Below are 19,574 nucleotides of genomic sequence, written 5' to 3'. Positions count from 1 at the left end.
TTCTTCGAATATTCAAACTGACGTGAAAACCAGTATATTGATTGAGGAGTAAACAACAGAACAAAGGAGTGTTCAAAGGTTGAAAAAGAAGGCTGTATTTGATGTGTTGACCAACAACACAGCTTCGCTACATAAGGATATTTGGCTGGACAACGGCATGGGTTCTGCTGTCTGGAGCAATAGTCATGGCAGTGCGAGTTATGACAAACCCGGCCATCACACGCTTAGTTTCTATCTTGAAGGTGGCGAGAATACGCAACGAGTCATGCGCTCTGGCAACCAATCTGGTGGAGTGGACAAGCTTTGTCTGATGCCTCAGGACCATCGTTCAAACTGGACTTTTTCAGCACCCTTTCATTTCTTTCATCTTTACTTTGAACAATCTCACCTGCAAACCTTCTCCGAGCAAGTGTTTGATAAAGAAGGCCGCCATATTGAACTGGCAGAACATACTTTTGTCGATGATCCTTTTGTCAGCCAGTTGATTCGCGAAACCATGTTAAAGTTGGACTGGGAAAGCCCGACAGACAAGCTGATGATGTCACACTCACAGCAGCTTCTCTTACTGCATTTAATGCGTCAGTATTGTCACAACTCGCCAGCAAAAGCTTTAGTTTCAGGCGGGCTTTCTGCAGCAAATAAACGAAAAGTAACAGACTTTATTGCAGCTAACTTATCGACGCCATTTTCACTGAACGATCTATCGGCACTGGCAAACTTAAGCGAGTTCCATTTTGCGCGAATGTTTAAAACCAGTTTTGGATGTACACCTCATCAATATGTACTGAATCAGCGTATTGAGATGGTAAAACAACAGTTGCAGTTCTCTTCAAAACCACTGGCTGAAGTTGCATTATCTTGTGGCTTTTCTTCTCAGCAACACCTTTCTTTGCAGTTTAAGAAAAGAGTCGGAATAACACCTTCACAATATCGACGACAATATCGAAATTAGACACTAAATAGTATTCCCGAGTTTAATGAAAGGTAAAAAGCGAAATCATTGACCGATACACTACTGCATTACTTATTTCTTATTAGTGTTAAAGCCCTATTATTCTAGCGGTTTTTAATAAATACTTTAATGATCGTTGCATAATACATTGTTATGATTAGTATCAATTCATAACCCCAACCAATCATTGGCTGTATTAATTTCCATGAACAAGAATAAAGTTGCAAGAAAAAATGTATGGACGATATTCTTCACTGTATTTACCACCTCGTTAGTGCTCTTTTCTGGAATAACATACTATAACTGGACGTTAAGCCGAGAAACGGTAGTCAACGAACAACAGACACACGTTGAACTATTTGGAAACTCAGTTAAAGCTTATTTGGAATCTCAGGAATCACTACTCGATGTTCTGGGGTTGCACCTTATTCTTTTGCACGGTCTTCCTGAAAAGCCAATCCACGATCCTGTTTTGGATAACACCATGCAGACTTACCCTGCTTATCTGGGATTAGGTCTAGCCGCTTATGATGGCAAAGCACTGGTGGCGAGTTCGAACTTTAACTTGGATAAAGTTCCAAACTTAATGCAGTTAAAACAAACTAGGGACTCTTTTATTGAAGCCAGAGAGAGCCGAACCATACATACTGGTCCAACTTATATTATTAATGCTTTGGAAGAAAAATCCCTGGCAATGCCAATTCGTAAAGCCATATATATTCCACATGATGCACCAAGAGCGGTTGCAGTAATGACAGCAGGGATTAGACTCGACAATACTCCCATCTTTGAAGGACATACAAACAATAAGCCGTTTCATCAGGTAGAAATTATCCGCGGTGATAAGTTTCCGGTATTTGTCTCAAACGAAGGAGACCTTGAGTATAGGAAACCTGTAAACAACAACTACTTCGCTGCTTTAAACCTAAACATGGATAAAACGACGAATAGTAGTGTATTTGAGTTTAACAAATTTGGTTCAGGAAAGGCTTATCAAATAGTTGCACATTACGACCCATACTTAGATTTCTGGTTTATATCGAGGATGGACAAGCAGTATGTTACTGAGCAATTTAAAGATTCATTTTATTTAAGTTTAATCATCTTTGTTGTCTACAACATTGTATTATTTTTACTGACAAGCTCTATCTCGTTAAATGAAAAACAACGACAAAAAGAGCTACTTCAACTTGCCCATTCAGACTCATTAACGGGGTTACCAAATCGTCCTTACTTGTTTCAAAGCCTTGGACAAGTTCTTGCCAATAGTCCTAAAAACCATAACTACCACGCATTACTTTTCTTAGATATTGACGATTTTAAAACCATCAATGATACCCATGGCCACGAGTATGGTGACGCATTGCTTAGCGAAGCAGCCCTTCGAATCAAACGGCATATTCGTCCTCGTGATACGCTCGCTCGATTTGGAGGAGATGAGTTTGTTGTACTAATGCCGGACTTATCGGAATCTGAATTAACAGCAGCGAATCAAGTTGAAGAAATCACTGACAAGTTGCTGGAAACACTCTCTGCGACTTATCAGCTTAAGGAGCACAGATACACCAATAGCGTAAGTATTGGAATAGTATTGTTTAATGATGCTTCACATTCTGGTTCTGAGCTATTAAAGCAAGCCGATATTGCCATGTATGAAGCAAAAAACTCAGGTAAAAACTCTGCCTGCTTTTTCAATCCTAAAATGCAGGAAGAGATAACTGCTCAGTTTATCCTTGAGAACGAACTTCGCTCTGCTATTAAAAAGTTTCAGTTTGAGCTTTATTACCAACCTCAAATTAACCAGCATGGAAAAACCGTCGCAGCCGAAGCACTTATACGATGGAAACATCCAGAAAAAGGTTTCATTTCTCCTTACAGATTTATTCCTATCGCTGAAAAAACAGGACTGATTCTGGCTATTGGAGAATGGGTACTCATCAATGCGTGCAGACAGCTAAAAAGGTGGCAAAAAACACCTGAGATGCGACACCTCTCTATTTCCGTCAATGTTAGCTACAAACAATTTCGAGAATCCAACTTTGTATTGTTGGTTAGCCAGTTGATCGAGCAATACCACATAGAACCAGGAAAACTTCGAATTGAGTTAACAGAAACCATGCTTGTCGATGAAATGGAGCTGACTATTGAACGAATGAATCAGCTCCGAGATCTAGGGGTGCACTTTTCTTTGGACGATTTCGGTACCGGATACTCTTCTCTTAAGTACCTAAAAAGACTGCCTCTGAGTCAGTTGAAAATTGATAAGTCGTTTGTCGATGATCTGGTTACTGACAAAAACGACCAATCCATTGTTAAAACCATTATTTCAATGTCTGAAGCTCTAGATCTCAACACATTAGCGGAAGGTGTGGAAACAGAAGCACAAAAGCTCTATCTAGCAAATGAAGGATGTATGCTGTATCAGGGGCACTTATACAGTAAGCCGTTACCAGTTGAAACATTCGAGGATTTTGTCAAAGAGAAAGAGCTCGTTTGCAAATAAAAAAAGCTGCCAGGCAATGAACTCTGGCAGCCGGCTAAAATTTTAGCAATAAGGGCATGATTACAATTTAAAAAACAGCAGATAAATGAATTCAACTCTCCTATTGATGATTGGAGATTAGTGAGCACCTCCCCCCATATTGATCATTGTTACACCACCGATGATTAACAGTACGCCGATGATTGTGTGAGCATTTGGGATATTTCCAAGCAACACTTGAACTAAAGCAATCAAAGCGATGCCTGCACCACACCATATTGCGTAAGCCGTTGCACTCGACATACCACCAGCAGTTGCCAGAGAAAGAAAGTAGAAAGCTCCAGCATATCCAGCAGCACAGCCAATTGAAGGCATAACCTTAGTAAAACCATTAGTTAGTGGTAGTAATGTTGTTGCCAGAACTTCTGAAACTATTGCGATTGCTAGATAACCCATCTCTTTTCTCCTCTCGTTGGTATGGGTATATATTGCAATATCACCTCGTTTCGAGTGAAACCAATCGTTAATAGAGAAAATTTAAAATAACAATTGAAATAGATAGGTATATAAATACTGGTGATTCAATAACGAAAAAATGGGAGTAAGGGAGTTTTGCTCTGTTCTGACAATCACCATTGCATCAACCTTTAGATTATTAAGTAATTGTTTTGATGGAAATTAACCCATGAATTTTACAGAATCCGATAGAGAAGCGCTGAACACAGCCTGGATGTCTCACAAAGCCAAAATGAGGCTGACTCAGATGGAAATAGTGAAAAAGCTAGGACTGACACAACTAGAGTTTTCTAACTACATGCGTGGTGCCATTCCATTAAATATGGCTTTTGTTGAACGTCTATGTCGTGTGATGAATGTCGAGCCGAAAATGATCGTACCTTCCCTGCAGTCATCACCAGATGAATCATCAAAAGTCGTGTATTTAAGAACAAGTGTGAATGTAGACGGAGCTATTCAAAACGCCTACATCGAAGGAAATCAAGTCGTCATTGAATATGCTCATATAGTTGACTAACCCTTATCTAAACCACTATAGAGTGACTTTATGGTCTCCTTAAGCCATAGGGTTTTAGCGTTGTGAGCATTGCGTTTATGCCAGATCATCGTAAATGGAATCAATAGCTTATCCTGATACGTTTTTTCTACTGGAATCGGCAAGCTGACCAGATTCGGATGAATCTTGGAAATGTAATGTTCACAGTATTGAGGAGCCGTTGTCAGCATGGTGTGATTAGGCTGAGCAGCCATAAAAAGCGATTGCTCAAAGCTAGAGACCGTTAGAGCGATGCTTCTTTCTCTACTCAATTCTGTTAGCACATCATCGAGTGCCCAACTCTCACTATTCTCCCAAAAAACACCTATGTGAGAATACTTAAGGAAGTTATCCAGATTCCACTCCTCCTGAAAAACAGGGTGGTCTTTTCTCAAATACACCCTTGGAAGATCAGAAAAAAGAATTTCAAAATCAACAAAGTAAGGAAGCAAGTCGAGCGACTCTTTCGACTGAGGATGGCTTTCACGCCCGGTGAAACCAATATCCGCTTCGCCTCGTATGATCGCGTCGATTGAGTCATGATCCCAGTTTTTAGTGATTACTTTAGCGTCTGGGTACCTTTGGTGAACTAAGGGAAGCAGTTCATTAAGCATAACAAGCAGCAAAGGCGACTCAATCATTAGATTAAACTGCATGCCTCTGGCCGCTTCATCGCTTCTTTTATCCAGAATTTGTCGGCTAAGTTGCAACCAATCCGCCAACTCCTGCTCCATGCTCAGTACAACAGGGGTAGGAATCAATCCCTTTGGCGTTTTTACAAAAAGAGGATCATCAAACCAGTCTCGCAGTTTATTGAGTGACTTGCTTACGGTAGAAGGGGTCACATTTAGCTTCTTCGCAGCTTTAGAGACACTTCTCTCCTGCATGATAAGTTGCAGTGTAATAAGCAGGTTCATATCAAGAAGAGTAATTGACTTCTTCATTTTGGATTCCAGGAAGCGGACCAGATATCAATAGTATAAGAGCGAAGCTGACTATGCTACCTATCACCAGAATTTGAACCAATATCGTCAATGCATCAAACCCCAGCATTCCCATCAACCAAATATACAGAGCAGAACAACATACCTGACTGACACCAAGCAAAGAGCTCGCCATCCCTGCCCTTTGAGAAAATGGGCTGAGTGCCTGAGCCATGGTTACTCCAAATCCAAGAGAAAAACCAGAGCACAACAGCCCAAATGAGGTGAAATAGAACTCACTCCCAAGGCACCATACCTCAGAAACACTTAAGCCAATAGCCGAGAGCGCAAACAGAAACTGAGAGGTCAGCATCAATGTTCTTTCTTTAAATACAGAGAGCGCGAATGGAGAGGAAAACGAGACAATCATACTCACCATTGCCGTTGCCGCCATCACTGACGAATAACCCTCACGATCAAGCCCTAGTGTGCCCATAATCAGCATCGGAGATACGTTGACATAGGCAAGTATGATGGTGACACCTAAGGACGTAATAACCAGGCGGCTAACAAAGAAGTTGTCCAATAAAGACTCTTTTCTTGTTTCATCTCCTCGGCTTGCTACGCTCTCAACCTGCTCAGTCTGAGGTTTGGTTTCTTTGAGAACGATGAGGGATAACAAGCAGATAACCACCCCCATTCCCGCCATTGTGCTAAACAGGCTGGGCCAAGGAAACTTAAGCATTATCAGGTGACCCAGCACAGGTGCAAGTACTGGTACGATACAGGTAACCCCATTAATTGCAGAGAGCACTTTACTGCGACGTTTATCATCTAAAACATCCCGTAGAATCGCGAATGCAACCACATAACATGAACCAGCCCCAACTCCCTGAGCAAATCTTGCTGTCAGGAACAAGGTTATATTTTCAGCACCTCCCCCAAGAAGAGAAGCGAAGACAAAAACAACCGCTCCACCTATAGCAAAAGGCTTTCTGCCAATCGAGTCTGACAACCTTCCAACAAACAGCATGGTTGCTGTCATACCCGCTAGATAAACAGAGAAGGCAATATGAAGTTGTGATTCGGTTGCATTTAGATCAGCTGCGATTTGGGGTAATCCTACAAGGTAAAGATCAATCGCAGTCGGGTATAGCAACACCAGAGCAAAGCTGCATATCAAAAATCTAAGCATCGGGTCGTATCCTCCATCAAGTTTAGGAGGATACTAAAATGCATTCGCTCAGCTATCGAGTGAGAGTTACGACAACAGTTTTTTCCGCTGGCGACATCGCACTCACTCTCAATGGCACATTTCACAAGCCCAAAAAAGAACAAAATCGCCCCAAACAAACTCATCAATGAAACTTTAGATAGATTAATAGATCATATTTGACATTAAATTCACAACAGCAATTCCATTTACGAACATAATGCTTAGCAATAAATCAACACACTAATATTCGAGGCCAGGTATACCAGGCCCCTATTTTCTCTAAGGTAATTGAAAATGAAAAAAGTCGTACTAGCTCTCGCAATGGCTGCGATCACATCCCCTGCTATTGCAGAAGACAATGCTCCAAACCCAAGTGACCTTACGCAAGTTAACTCATTTGCATTCGGTACCGTAGACAACGACGGCACTGTAAAAGGTATGGTAGGCCTTGCTGGTGCTTACTCAGAAGGTAACAATTTCATTGGTCTTGTTGAGCACGGCTCAGCAACTAAAAACAATGTTGAAGGCAAGAAAGACCAAAACTCTCGCCTACGCTACTTCCAGGTACTAGACACAGGCCTGGCTGGCATGCCTCAGGCTGGTTTCTCTGTTGACTACATGAAAGGCTGGGAAAAATCTAACGGCCTAGGCACTGATATCGTAGCTCTTGGTGCAATCGCAAAAGTAACGACTCCATGGGAAGCACTATCTATTTTCCCTAACCTTGCCTATGTAACAGGTAAAGCGGAAGGCAAAGATGGGGAAGCTAAAGGCAAAATGGATGTATCTGGTTATCAGTTAAACCTATTTGGTTCTCTTGCAGTAGGTGAAGCAGGCCAGTACGTAGTATTCCAGCCACAGTACATGCATATTAATGGTACTCCTGAGCTAGATGGCGCCAAAGGCAGCAAAACCGACGTTGATGTATTTAAAGTGAAAACTGGCTACGGCCAGCCAATCTCAGCAGATGGTAAGTGGTGGGTAGAAGCTTCACACACATACACTCGTACAGATATGGAAATTAAGAACCCTAAGTGGGCAGACAAAGATAACGACCACAAGTTCGAACTCGGTGTTTCTTACTACTTTTAATCATGCCTAAATACCAGAAGAGGCCTGTATCCCCAGCCTCTTCTGGTACTTAAAGCAACTTAGTCCTCGACTTCTCCCGCAGTATTCGCAGGAATAGGGTTAGCCAACCCTACAACGTAGCGTTCAATAACGGGTAGAGACTTACCTTCTTCTTCACGCATGACCCAAAGCTGCTCTACTCTCAGATCCGTATAGCGACCATCTCTGAAATCTCCGCGCCAGCGGACAAAAAACTGTGCCTGATACTTACCATTGGCAAGATATTCAACATTGACGCTTTCTATCTCGTGGTCATCTGAGTTCAGTAGAGAATGAATCCAACGGTGCCACTCTTTAAACTCTTCTCTAGAGCGAACCTTGTAGTCAGGAAAGTCCACATGTACATCTTCAGCAACAAGTTCATGGAAAGCTTCTGCATCCAGATGAACGTTTTCACAAGTTGCTCTCTCGTACATTGAGAACACTTTGTAAACAAAGCTTTTGATATCATTTTTGGTGAACTTGCGTGAGCGAAAAGCTTCCATCAGAGCCTGATATTCCAGTGTAGGAGTATAATTTTCCATCACTCTACTCTCCTAGCTTAAATTCGCCAGACTCAAAGGTTTTCATATCGACCCAATCAAACCAAGGGCGTGCCTGCTCGAAATGCTTTGCCATATGCTCGCTCTCCAGATGCACCTGTAAATGCTCCACAGATTCCCACTCTTCGTACAGGAACAGAGTATTCTCATCCTCAGCGGTGATATTTTGCTGATAAGTAATGCAGCCAGCTTCTGCACGAACAACAGGTGCCAGTTCAGCCATGTGGTCCAGGAATGTTTGTTTAAACTCTGGTTTTACCTTTCCCGCTACCGTTACAACAATCATGATTCTTCCTCATTTACTTTTTGATGCTCTCATCTTAAAAAACTTTTTCTTTCCGAAAAATGCAATAAATGACACAATGAAATTATCTTTTTTGGCAATAGTGATGTGTCATTTATGAAGAAGATTGACCCTAAGTTACTGCAGGTGTTTGCGGATGTTGTCGATCAGGGCAGTTTTACCGGAGCTGCAGATATCCGAGAAACCAATGTTTCTTACATTACCCGGCAGATAAAAAAACTCGAATCTGAGCTTAATACTTCCTTATTAAATCGTTCGACCAGAGCAATAGCCTTGACGGAATCTGGAAAGCTGGTTTATGACAACGCCCGACAAATCAATGAGCTTGTAAAGAATGTCTCGACGATTGCTGAAGATCAGTCTGACAGCTTAAATGGCACATTGCGCATTACCAGTGCAGTCTATATTGGTCGAAAATTTCTCTTTCCTATCGTCGAAAGGCTTTGCGACCAATACCCGGATATCAACATAGAGTTAGAGCTGAACGATTATCAGGTGGACATCATCAAAGATCGGTTTGATATGGCTATTCGGGTATGGAAGCCGCGTAGTGTTGATCTCATCGGCCATAAACTGCTCGATGTGAGATTGCTTTTGGCAGCAAGCCCAGAGTTTGTAAGCAAACATGGTATGTCAAAGAGCCTTGATGACTTAAAAAACCTTCCGGCTATCGTTTATGGCCGAAAAGGACACACCAACAAAGCCTTCAACTATTTTGATGAGTCTGGTGAGCTGAGGTCATTCGATATCAACGCTAATATCTGCATAAATGATGCAGAACAACTCAACCAATGTGTGGCCAATGGCAATCGTTATTTTTTGCCAACGAACTTTATGGCTGCAGAAAAATTAAGAACTGGAGAGCTCGTTCAATTGTTGCCAGATTTAAAGTTTCCTGATGACGAGGCAATTTACGCGGTCTACCCAAATAGAGAGTTATCTAAAATTGCCCGACTTGTTATCGAAGAGCTAAAAAAAGAATTACAGGGATGTGCTTTGTCAGATTTCAGATAGCATTGGTGGAAACTCAACCAGTCAACATTTACCCCATTGCAATCATCTTCTCAGCATTTAAGATGTAGCTATCTCTGTTCTGAGATAGCTTAGCGCAGGAACTGCTATTCGTTATTCCAAAGGACTGTCTTTTATAGGACATATCCATGATTTTCAAAATAACTACACCGATAATAGAGCCTACTGAAGGATCACCTCATTCAGTAAAAAGTGCACCTTTATCTTACTTCTCTTCATACTCACTCTCTCGATTTAGCGATCTTTTTTCATCGCCTTATTCATTTTCTCGATTTTATTTTTCGTATTGATACTCCGCTATCCAATACTTCTGCGCGCCATGCGCTCAACATTTAAAAAATAAAACAATTTAAACGGTTTACAGAAAATGAATTCAAAACTTCTGGGCAGCGCCCTAATTATATCTGGTACAGCTCTTGGTGCTGGCATGCTTGCCATACCTATGGTGCTCGCTCAATTCGGTTTGCTTTACGGCACACTACTAATGGTGTTTATCTGGTTCGGCACCACCTACTCAGCTTTACTATTACTTGAAGCTACCATTAAATCTGGAGGCGGATTAGGTTTAAACTCTATCGCTCGTCAGACACTAGGCAAACCCGGCCAGCTAATTACCAACGGATTGCTTTACGCTCTGCTTATTTGCTTGCTAATGGCCTATATTCTTGGAGCCGCAGACATACTCTCCAGCAGCCTGTCATCGATCGGTGTTTCGATGAGCTTCACCCAGAGCCAGGTAGTCTTCACACTCACCGCAGGTGTCATAGTCGCGCTGGGAACAGGTCTGATTGACAAGCTTAATCGGGTTCTATTCTTTGTGATGATAGCGAGCCTGTTCGCTACCTTGATACTTCTGCTACCTCAGTTTTCCTCGGAAAACCTCATACAAGTAAGCAGCCATGATCATCTGGGCCTTATTAAAACAAGTGCGGTTCTTTTCACTAGCTTTGGTTTTATGGTTGTTATCCCTAGCCTTGTCTCGTACAACCACGAAGCCAATGACAAACAGCTTAGAAATATGGTGGTTATAGGCTCTCTGGTGCCACTGTTTTGTTACTTGTGTTGGTTGTTTGCTGTGCTTGGCAACCTACCACCAGAAGAGCTCAAAGAGTTTTCTAGTGTCTCTGAGCTAATGGCGAAGTTTGAACATGATGCTCCTTTGGTGGGTTCTATACTCACTCTGTTTTCTGGGTTAGCACTGCTAACAAGCTTTTTTGGCGTTGCTATGTCTTTGTTCAATCAAAACAGTGATACCTTCAATCAGAATCGGGTCGTGACTTACATCATCACCTTTGTACTGCCGTTAGCAGGCGCAATACTGGCAGCCGACCAGTTCTTGTCTATCCTCGCATATGCTGGAATCATATTGGTATTTCTTGCCGTGTTTATCCCGTTGGCCATGGTGCAAAAACTACGAAATAACGGTACTCACGCAGAGCGATATACCACTGAAGGTGGCCGCTTTATGATGACATTTGCGTTTGGGTTTGGTCTGTTCTTGTTAGTTTCTCAAATTATTTAAACGCGATACTTATCACCGCTAAACAAAACAAAGCCAGTCATCATAGATGACTGGCTTTGTTCACATAAGGTCATTTGACTTTGACAGGGTTACTTCGCGTGGAAGATCTCTGCGGTCGTCAAACCGGTGCTTGTCGTTATCTGACGCCACAGGTAATAAAAAATACCCATCATCATCAGCATACTTGGAACGGCAATCATAGGATAGCTATACAGGGTCAGCTTACCCAGTTCTTCATTGAATGCCACACTGCCTGCTGGACTCGTCACCATCCAGGTAGCTAAGAAATAGTTCATCGCTGAAGAGAAGAAAAACGTACTCGCAAACAGGTAGCTCGCGTTTGTCAAAGAACGTTCGTACACAGCCTGATTTCCAGAGTGCTCCAGGCGTTGCTTTATTAGAGGGATGTTTAGCACAGTTTCGTTAAAGAAGATTTTTTTAACCACCGGATACTTAGTAAAGGTTGAGACAAGTACACCAACACCAATTAATCCTGGAATCAAAGCTTCTTTAAGCGCCAACCAGCGGGTATCCAGCTCCAGTAAACCAATACCACCAGTCAGTAGAACACTGACAAATCCTAGTGCTGCGATAAAGTTAAACTTTTTATTGCGGATCAGTTCTAGCGCACCATAGCCTGCCGGGAAAGCAAGTGCCACGATAAGGGCAACAACCGTTCCTAGTTGTTCTTCCCCACTCAGTTTCATCAAAATCATTGAAGGCAGAACGACATTGAAAACGACCTCAAAAAGAGGATTGTTCTTTTTAGATACAGAGTTGTTCATGTTTAAGAAGACCATACTGTATTTTAAATATGGCCGAATTGTTCCTGTGATTGCAGCAAATGTAAAGCCCTACGATCGTAGCGGGTGTAACAACTTGTTACTCAATTAAGGCTTGATGGCAAGTAACCCTCTGTTTAGGCGAAACATTTCAAATTGGAGACTGTAAATGTAAAAAACCCTCAAAAATTGGAGTCCAACGTTTGAGGGCCGTAATATTTAGTCGCTTGCATTAATCACTAACAAGCAAACTTATTTGTTCTAGTCCATCAGCTGAACTGGAGCATTGTTTTGATCAATTTCCGTCAACAGACCTTTCACCAGGCTAACACAACCCAATAGCAGAATCAGGGTAAATGGCAGTGCAGCGATAATCGTGATGGATTGCAGAGCCTGAATTGACTGAGTACCACCAATCCACAGCATCACCATAGCGATAACACCAGAGATAACGGCCCAAACTACTTTCTGCTTTAGCGGTACTTCTAACTTACCACCAGCAGTCATGCTATCGATAACAATAGAGCCTGAATCCAGAGTCGTTACGAAGAACACGATGATCAGTGCAACAGCAATAACTGAAAGAACGCTCCCTAGAGAGTATGCGTCCAGCATATAGAACAAGCTCAGAGAAACATCTGTGATGCCCTGCTCAAGGCCTAGTAATCCAACCTTGTCGATGATCTGCTCGATAGCCACACCGCCGAAGACGGACATCCACGCCGTAGTGACAAGTGTCGGGATAATCATGACACATACCAGGAACTCACGTACCGTACGTCCTTTAGAGATTCGTGCCACGAACATACCAAAGAATGGTGCATACGCTACCCACCATGCCCAGTAGAATACAGTCCAGCCATGGAGCCAGGTTGTATCTTCACGACCAGAAGTCTGGCTTAGTGGAACAATGTTCTTAACGTATCCAACGACAGCTGTAGTCAAAGAATCAAGTACCGTAGTGAAGTTAAGCACGGCAATAAACCCTAGGAATACGAATGCAATCACCATGTTCAGGTTACTCAGAAGCTTCACGCCTCCGTCCATGCCGCGAATAACAGAAAGAATAGCAAGTCCCATAATCAGCAGGATGATTGCTTGCTGAAGGTAAAGGCTGTTTTCGAATCCAAACACATGGCTGATACCACTGGCAGCCTGAGAACCGCCTAAGCCAAGTGATGTTGCAAGACCGAAAAGCGTTACCAGTACCGTCATCACATCAATGACGTCACCAATTTTGCCCCAGACTTTATCACCGAGTAGTGGATAGAACACTGAGCGCATCGAAAGCGGCAGACCTTTGTTATAAACAAAGTATGCTAAACATAGTGCAGCCATGCCGTAAATAGCCCAGGCGTGAAGACCCCAGTGGAAAACCGTTGCGCCCAGAGCCACTTCGCGACCTTCAGGTGTATATGCTTCCGCATTTAGCGGTGTGCCATACCAGTTAGTAAAGAATGCCGTTGGCTCGGCAACACCCCAGAAAATCAGACCGATACCCATGCCAGCAGCAAACAGCATGGCAATCCATGACATGGTTGAGTAATCGGTAGTCGCGTTATCGCCTCCTAATCGGATTTTGCCCAAAGGTGATAAGGCAATAACAACTGCAAATAGTAGTAAAAGGTTTGCTCCCCACATAAAGAGGAAATCAAAATTGGATAAAACCGCTGCTTTAACTGAATCAATGGCGGCTTTGGCATCTGCCGGAGCGAGTGTAAGAAGTGTCGCGATGAAAAGAAGTGAAAGGCCAACAGAAGCGATGAAAACTGTGTTGTGGACGTCCATGCCCCATTTAGTTACGTTATCCTGACCAACCTGGTAGTCTGTAGAATCAATACTGTATTTTTTTGATTTAAAACTCATAAATTATGATTTTAACGTATTCGAATTAACGAATAGAAAAAGCATCTCCATATTAATTAATCGTTGATTAGCGAGCTCTGGTCATATTTCTATACGACTAAAAACCGGTTCCGTTAAGAATGATTTTTGGCTACAAGCAAACCGCGAAGCCGCGTATTCTACCATAAAAGTTAAGAATTGATGAATTTTCATTCAATAGGCTGATTTACATAGGTATTTTCATACAAATAGAAATCAAAGAATGACTAAGCTGATTTACCCACTTCTAGGTATTTTTTGCAGAAAAATCGACCATTTCAAATCGACTATTTGGTGTTATTTAACCAGGGAAATACTGGTTCCTCTATTTTGCTGAACTCACGTATTCTCTCTTCAGAAAAGTCTTCCTTGTAATACTTGTAGAAAGCCCCTTCTTTTTTCATCTGATTGAGTGTCTCTTGCAACAGGCTCACCGTTTCATCTGGAGTATCTTTTGACAAGGCATAGTAAAGATACTTGGTATCAATCATATAGACGATTTTTATCTCTGAAAGGTAGTCTTTATCTGCTTCTATGTTCCATAAAAGCGCATTAGTACTGCTCACCCACAAATCAACCCGATGACGAGCAAGTAGCTCAATACAATCAAAACTTCGGTAACGAGCAACCAGATTCTTAAACCCCTTCTTTTCTAGATAAGTAAATTTTGCATCCCCAAGGTACCCACATATTTGGTCAACCTTCATCGCATCTTCGAGGTTGTCCAGTTTTATATCGGAATCCTTGTGAGCAAACAGCACCCAGTTGACTTTAAGAAGAGGACCAACCCATTTTGCTTCATTTTCTCTGGCTTCGGTTCTGGTCGTTGGAAATAGAGCAACATTGGGCTCGGTGAGCATTATTGAGTAAGCCCTTTTCCATGGGTAAACTTCAATATCATTTGTTTGGTTCAGGCGCTGTATCAACTCGCGCGTCAGTTCAGATTCATTACTGAATGACCGCCCGGATGTATCCATGCTGGTTGTAGGCTCGGTGATAAACCTTATTTCGTCACTATACCCTTCAGAGGCAAACAAGGCGAAGCTCAGGGACAGAGATATTAATCCCAAATAGCACTTTCTCATTTTCGCTCTCCAACCACCTTCAAAACACTCGCCTCTTTAAAACATAGCATAAGATTATTAAGAACAAAAAATGCCGAACCTAGTGGGTCCGGCAGTTGCTTCAAAGGAAAAGCAAGTATGGCAAATTGAGTGATTACATGAAAAACATGGCCGCTGGATGAGCTACCCGGTTAATCCGCATACTGGAGAGACATTTTGGTGATCTTTCCTTCGTCATTCCACCAGTAGTAATAATGGGCTCGCCAGGCACTCCACTTAACGAGTGTCTTAGCATAGTCAGGTGCAGAATCCAGAATCTCTTTGTGAGAAAAAGAATCACCTGATGGAATCACTTCATTCAACGCCCACCTTCTGATCGCCTCTTTACCTTTAAAAGTTCGGGAAACATCCACCATTACCGCATCTTCAGTAAAACATGCCATGTAGGCATCAATATCTCTCGACTGAGTACTGTTCTGATAGCAATCAATCGCTGTTGGTAACGGTTGAGCTACGGCTGAGCCTGCCAACAAAAGCAAAGGTAGTAAGCTGTACTTCATCTTCTGGTTCCTCTCACAAATAGTTCCTATCACTAAAGTTAGATATAGGATAGAGGGGGATTCGATTAGGAGATTGAAGAATACTGCCCGACTTTTGGTACTTTATTGCTTCACTAGCCCAAAGCAGGTACAGGAATGATTTTCAGATCAGTCAGTTATAACTATTAGATGGGTAATGGTTAAAGCAGCAATAACTAAAGGTTACTAATAGAAGTTGTAACTATAAGTTAAAATCAAAAGGTACATTTTATTACCGCGAGGTCAGTATGGTTCCATCACAGCTTCCATTGTTTATAGTAGCCGCTCAGGAAGGCAGCTTTTCAGCAGCCGGTAGAAAGCTTGGGATTTCAGCCGCTGCGGTGAGTAAAGGCGTCGCTGCGCTGGAAAAACAGACAGGTGTAAGACTGTTCCACAGGAACACACGTCAATTCTCTCTGACTGAAGATGGTTCGACACTCTATCAGCAGGTTTTTCCCCTTATCTCGGAGATAGAGAACAGCATTGATGGCTTGACTGAGCAGAACAAAAGCCCAGCAGGAAAGATAAGAGTCAACCTTCCCGATAGTTTTGGTCGTGAATTTATCATGCCTCATATTCCTGAATTTCTACGCCTATACCCAGATATCGAACTGGATCTTGTGTTTGATGATCAGGTACTAGATATCATTGAAGAAGGCTTTGATATCGGTGTCGGAAACCAGATAAATGAAGACAGCCGATTAGTTGCCAGGACGCTATACAACATGCAGGGCGGCCTGTTTGCCAGCAAAGCGTATAAGGAAACCGTCGGCCTACCCAAGACCATTGATGAGTTGGCAGAGCACAACTGTATCGCTTATCGTCCACTCTCTTCCGGACGAAAGTTTTTCTGGCCTTTGATGGACAGCAAAGGGGAACATATTCAGTTTATACCAAAGGGTAACCTGAACATCTCTAATATTAGTGCCGCGAAAATTGCAATGGAGCAAGGCCTTGGCCTAGCTTACATGGGGAAATGGCACATAAAAGAAGAACTGGAACAAGGGGATGTTGTGCCAGTTCTTGAATCTTCATGGATTTCACCGAAACCTGTCTGGATTTATTACTCTTCCCGGGAGAATCTACCCAAGCGTATCAGACTGTTTATCGACTTTATCGTCGACCAGCTTAAGGATGCGGATTGATACCAATGTAGCAAATCTTCACTCTGCACTTTCAACCTGAAGTTAAAGGTAAATCAACCTTTACCCTTCTACACGGAATGAATTCAAATCGGAATAATGTACCCAACTCGAAACCCACGGAGAAAAAACATGAAAAAGGTACTTATTCTTGGCTCAACTGGTCTAATTGGTAATGCACTAACAGAACTTCTGGAAGGTAAAGCAGAAGTCATTGGTTCTTCTTTGAATCACCCGGAGAACCCTGTCGATCTTTCAGATCCTGAGTCACTAAAAGCGCTATTTGCTAAAGTAGGAAAAGTAGACGCAATTCTATGTACAGCAGGTGTAGCACGCATTGTTAACTGGCATGAAGCACCAGATTCAGAGTGGGAATTTGGCATAAAAAACAAGATGATGGGTCAAATCAACACCATTCGTTTTGGCGAACAGTATGTCAACGATGGTGGTGCGATTATTCTGACTTCTGGCGTATTAGCGCAATACCCATTCGCTGGTAGCGGTGTAGTAACAACTGTAAACGCAGCCGTAGAAGCGGCAATCAAAGCGTCAGTAACTGAAATTGATCGCATTCGTATCAACGCTGTATCTCCAGGCTGGGTATCTGAAACCATGGTCGCTATGGGCATGGATCCAGAACCAGGTATGCCTGCTAAAGAAGTGGCTCAGTACTATATCGACCTGATGGAAGAAAGCACTTCTGGTGATGTTGTTATCGCAGCAAAAATGTAGTTTTAAAGTTATCAACTTTATACATATCATGGCTGACTTGGATAACAAGTCAGCCAGATAACGTAAGTTCCCTTCCGTTCCCCGCATTCTTTACTCTGCTCTGACACTAACCTAAACATTGCAAACTAGATTACATACGAATTAATTTGCATGGATATATACAATGAACTTTACAGAAGAGGACAGAGCTGCGCTCAATGGTGTCTGGATGTCTCAGAAGGCAAAAATGAGACTAACCCAGATGGAGATCGTGAAGAAACTCGGTTTAACCCAATTGGAATTCTCCAACTACCTGCGCGGTGCTGTCCCTCTTAATATCACCTTTATTGAGCGCCTGTGCCGGATAATGCATGTAGAACCTGCGTTGGTAATTCCATCCCTGAAGGTTGCTCCGGAAGAAACGGCTAAAGTGGTCTATCTGAAAACGACCGTTGACGTCGATGGCGCCATTCAAAACGCCTATATTGAAGGTAATCAGGTGATCATCGAGTACGCTCACATCGTGCAGTAATCAAGACGTAAGCAGGCTATGTTAACCTTTAGCCTGCTTAACAAACTGCCCCGGCGTCATACCAAACTGATTTTTAAATGCACGGGTAAAGTGAGACTGATCGTTAAAGCCCAGATCATGTCCTACTGAAGCAATATTGATATTCTCAGACGCCAGTAATTCTTTTGCCTGATCCAAGCGTTTGTTCATCAGGTATTGATACGGTGTCATGCCAATAAGCTTTTTGAATTCTCTCAGGAAGTAAAACTTACTGCATCTTAGAAGGTCTGCCAGATCATCGACTGTAATCTGTTGGCCGATGTTTTCACTAATGTATTTGTCTACTTTATCCACCTGCCCTTGATCAAACTTCGATGACGTTACCTGTTCATTCTGCAGATCAATATAGTTTGAGTAATTTTGAATATACGTTGTTGCGAGCAGAGAAATCAGATTTTTCAGATAAGGTTTACCATTTCGGCCTTTCGTCTTCGCCTCTAACAGAAATAACTCAACGATGCCTTTTATTGACTCATCCAACACGTTGTAGTTGTTCAAAAACTGGAGATCTTTACCTTTCAGGTTTAAAGGGCAGTTCGCCAGAAACTTCTGCTCTTCAATAGCGAGAATAACGAAGTAACACGGCTCTGAAATATCGTGAGTAAATGGCGTTTTAGGCGGATTTATCCAAATGTTTCCCGGATTAGTCTTAAGTGAGGTCAGACTGCCATCTTTTTCAGCACTCCAGTTCAAGTCCTTGTCCAGTGCGAGAGCGAAATAGAAATATGGGGTGTACACATTTTGCGGATAGAAGTGAGGAGACGCTCCCTTCTCAATGATGACGCCTTGCCAGTCCAGGTCTCTGGCTGATAGCTCTATGTCCAGAACCTGTCCACAATCCGATGGTTCATTCGAGTTAAAGTCGTAATACTTAAGATCTGACTTCATCACTTAATCCCTTAATATCTCCGGTAAAAATGGGCCGCTCCCGAGCAGACTCTAGCTGAATGTGTCAACAAGCTCAAGGCAACACCTTGTTGCAATAAAGTACAAAAATCCGAGCAGCAATCTTCAATCAAATAAAAACCTTCCTAATTATTCTATACCCAAGCCAAATAAATGATTAGACCACTGATCACCCAACCAGACAAAAAGGACACTTTAAGATGAAAATTAAAAGCCTGTTCGTATTATTTCTCGGAGTACTATCCATGACCGTAAATGCTAAAGAACTAACCCGCGACGAAGCACAAATTCGTAGCAACATAAACAGCTATGCGGCACTTGCTGACCAGGCTGCGTTTGAACATCTGGGTCGCTTGTTTGCTCCAGAGTTGGTTGTTGACTACACCTCGTTATTTGGTGGTGAGCCAGCGACAGTAAAAAGAGAAGTTCTAATGGGGCAATGGGCTGGATTCCTGCCTGGTTTCGACACAACTTACCATGAGTTAAGCAACTTGAAGGTTGACGTAAACGGTGACAAAGCGGATGCCAGCGTTGATTTTACAGCCAGCCACTGGGTTGGTGCAGAAGGCTATTGGAAAGTATCCGGCAGCTATGACTTCACATTGGTTCGCGCTCATGACAACTGGGAAATCACATCCGTAAAAGTGAATGGTGGAGATGAGAAAGGTAGCCGTGATGTTCTTGGCGAAGCACCTAAAAACGCAGTAGAAAACCTAAAAGCACGTAATGACCTGCTGGTAAGCTACAAGTAACTCCCCCACTCTAATTTCATGAGCCCCGG

General features: G+C 42.5%; 20 protein-coding genes. 10 read left to right on the top strand and 10 right to left on the bottom strand.

Annotated features, from left to right (window positions below):
- The first annotated feature begins 79 nt into the window (after positions 1-79).
- A complete protein-coding gene (locus tag SNR28_RS00775; RefSeq protein ID WP_375749115.1) occupies positions 80-952 on the top strand; it encodes a helix-turn-helix domain-containing protein in 873 nt (290 codons plus the stop codon).
- Positions 953-1,157: 205 nt separating this feature from the next.
- Positions 1,158-3,455: a putative bifunctional diguanylate cyclase/phosphodiesterase gene (locus tag SNR28_RS00770; RefSeq protein ID WP_375749114.1), complete on the top strand. Its 2,298-nt coding sequence runs from the start codon at positions 1,158-1,160 to the stop codon at positions 3,453-3,455.
- 117 nt (positions 3,456-3,572) lie between these two features.
- Here the strand turns inward: SNR28_RS00770 and SNR28_RS00765 are convergent, their stop codons facing one another.
- Positions 3,573-3,890, bottom strand: a complete 318-nt coding sequence (locus SNR28_RS00765; RefSeq protein ID WP_375749113.1) for a DMT family transporter — start codon at positions 3,888-3,890, stop codon at positions 3,573-3,575.
- A 229-nt stretch (positions 3,891-4,119) separates the two neighbouring features.
- On the opposite strand from SNR28_RS00765, the gene SNR28_RS00760 reads away from it, so the two are divergent.
- Positions 4,120-4,467 carry a helix-turn-helix domain-containing protein gene (locus SNR28_RS00760; protein WP_375749112.1) on the top strand — a complete coding sequence of 116 codons (348 nt, stop codon included), beginning with the start codon at positions 4,120-4,122 and terminating at the stop codon, positions 4,465-4,467.
- Here the strand turns inward: SNR28_RS00760 and yidZ are convergent.
- Both yidZ and SNR28_RS00750 read right to left on the bottom strand, forming a co-directional pair.
- Positions 4,464-5,429, bottom strand: a complete 966-nt coding sequence (gene yidZ, locus SNR28_RS00755) for an HTH-type transcriptional regulator YidZ (protein WP_375749111.1) — start codon at positions 5,427-5,429, stop codon at positions 4,464-4,466. The genes SNR28_RS00760 and yidZ overlap by 4 nt on opposite strands.
- Positions 5,404-6,603, bottom strand: a complete 1,200-nt coding sequence (locus SNR28_RS00750) for an MFS transporter (RefSeq protein ID WP_375749110.1) — start codon at positions 6,601-6,603, stop codon at positions 5,404-5,406. Before SNR28_RS00750 ends, yidZ begins: the two co-directional genes overlap by 26 nt.
- Positions 6,604-6,918: 315 nt before the next feature.
- Between SNR28_RS00750 and SNR28_RS00745 the strand changes: the two genes are divergently transcribed.
- Positions 6,919-7,716, top strand: coding sequence for a hypothetical protein (locus SNR28_RS00745; RefSeq protein ID WP_375749109.1), 798 nt, complete (start codon positions 6,919-6,921; stop codon positions 7,714-7,716).
- 59 nt (positions 7,717-7,775) lie between these two features.
- Here the strand turns inward: SNR28_RS00745 and SNR28_RS00740 are convergent, their stop codons facing one another.
- Positions 7,776-8,279, bottom strand: coding sequence for a hypothetical protein (locus SNR28_RS00740; protein WP_375749108.1), 504 nt, complete (start codon positions 8,277-8,279; stop codon positions 7,776-7,778).
- Positions 8,280-8,283: 4 nt separating this feature from the next.
- Positions 8,284-8,583 carry a putative quinol monooxygenase gene (locus SNR28_RS00735; RefSeq protein WP_375749107.1) on the bottom strand — a complete coding sequence of 100 codons (300 nt, stop codon included), beginning with the start codon at positions 8,581-8,583 and terminating at the stop codon, positions 8,284-8,286.
- 114 nt (positions 8,584-8,697) lie between these two features.
- Between SNR28_RS00735 and SNR28_RS00730 the strand changes: the two genes are divergently transcribed.
- Together SNR28_RS00730 and SNR28_RS00725 are read left to right on the top strand one after the other, a co-directional pair.
- A complete protein-coding gene (locus tag SNR28_RS00730; RefSeq protein WP_375749106.1) occupies positions 8,698-9,615 on the top strand; it encodes a LysR family transcriptional regulator in 918 nt (305 codons plus the stop codon).
- 385 nt (positions 9,616-10,000) lie between these two features.
- Positions 10,001-11,155, top strand: coding sequence for an amino acid permease (locus tag SNR28_RS00725; protein WP_375749105.1), 1,155 nt, complete (start codon positions 10,001-10,003; stop codon positions 11,153-11,155).
- 89 nt (positions 11,156-11,244) lie between these two features.
- On the opposite strand, the gene SNR28_RS00720 is transcribed toward SNR28_RS00725, so the two are convergent.
- From SNR28_RS00720 to SNR28_RS00705, 4 genes are all read right to left on the bottom strand, one after another.
- Positions 11,245-11,940, bottom strand: coding sequence for a VC0807 family protein (locus tag SNR28_RS00720; RefSeq protein ID WP_375749104.1), 696 nt, complete (start codon positions 11,938-11,940; stop codon positions 11,245-11,247).
- A gap of 258 nt (positions 11,941-12,198) precedes the next feature.
- Positions 12,199-13,803 carry a BCCT family transporter gene (locus SNR28_RS00715; protein WP_375749103.1) on the bottom strand — a complete coding sequence of 535 codons (1,605 nt, stop codon included), beginning with the start codon at positions 13,801-13,803 and terminating at the stop codon, positions 12,199-12,201.
- A gap of 305 nt (positions 13,804-14,108) precedes the next feature.
- Positions 14,109-14,906: a substrate-binding periplasmic protein gene (locus tag SNR28_RS00710; RefSeq protein WP_375749102.1), complete on the bottom strand. Its 798-nt coding sequence runs from the start codon at positions 14,904-14,906 to the stop codon at positions 14,109-14,111.
- Positions 14,907-15,076: 170 nt separating this feature from the next.
- Positions 15,077-15,445 carry a hypothetical protein gene (locus SNR28_RS00705; RefSeq protein ID WP_375749101.1) on the bottom strand — a complete coding sequence of 123 codons (369 nt, stop codon included), beginning with the start codon at positions 15,443-15,445 and terminating at the stop codon, positions 15,077-15,079.
- A 266-nt stretch (positions 15,446-15,711) separates the two neighbouring features.
- Between SNR28_RS00705 and SNR28_RS00700 the strand changes: the two genes are divergently transcribed.
- The 3 genes from SNR28_RS00700 (at position 15,712) to SNR28_RS00690 (ending at position 17,848) form a co-directional block, all read left to right on the top strand.
- A complete protein-coding gene (locus tag SNR28_RS00700) occupies positions 15,712-16,608 on the top strand; it encodes a LysR family transcriptional regulator (RefSeq protein ID WP_375749100.1) in 897 nt (298 codons plus the stop codon).
- A 129-nt stretch (positions 16,609-16,737) separates the two neighbouring features.
- Positions 16,738-17,337 (top strand): short chain dehydrogenase, encoded by a 600-nt coding sequence (locus SNR28_RS00695; protein WP_375749099.1) that lies wholly within the window; start codon positions 16,738-16,740, stop codon positions 17,335-17,337.
- A gap of 163 nt (positions 17,338-17,500) precedes the next feature.
- A complete protein-coding gene (locus SNR28_RS00690; protein ID WP_375749098.1) occupies positions 17,501-17,848 on the top strand; it encodes a helix-turn-helix domain-containing protein in 348 nt (115 codons plus the stop codon).
- Between the two features lie 21 nt (positions 17,849-17,869).
- Here SNR28_RS00690 and SNR28_RS00685 read toward each other — a convergent pair whose 3' ends face one another.
- Positions 17,870-18,775: a helix-turn-helix domain-containing protein gene (locus SNR28_RS00685; protein ID WP_375749097.1), complete on the bottom strand. Its 906-nt coding sequence runs from the start codon at positions 18,773-18,775 to the stop codon at positions 17,870-17,872.
- Between the two features lie 218 nt (positions 18,776-18,993).
- On the opposite strand from SNR28_RS00685, the gene SNR28_RS00680 reads away from it, so the two are divergent.
- Complete coding sequence (locus SNR28_RS00680; RefSeq protein WP_375749096.1) at positions 18,994-19,545, top strand: nuclear transport factor 2 family protein; 552 nt, start codon at positions 18,994-18,996, stop codon at positions 19,543-19,545.
- Positions 19,546-19,574: the final 29 nt, after the last annotated feature.

The organism is Vibrio iocasae (genome assembly GCF_042245395.1).
Taxonomy (GTDB): domain Bacteria; phylum Pseudomonadota; class Gammaproteobacteria; order Enterobacterales; family Vibrionaceae; genus Vibrio; species Vibrio iocasae.
The sequence above is the reverse complement of the archived record's forward strand: the minus strand, read 5'-3'. Positions and strand labels throughout refer to the sequence as shown.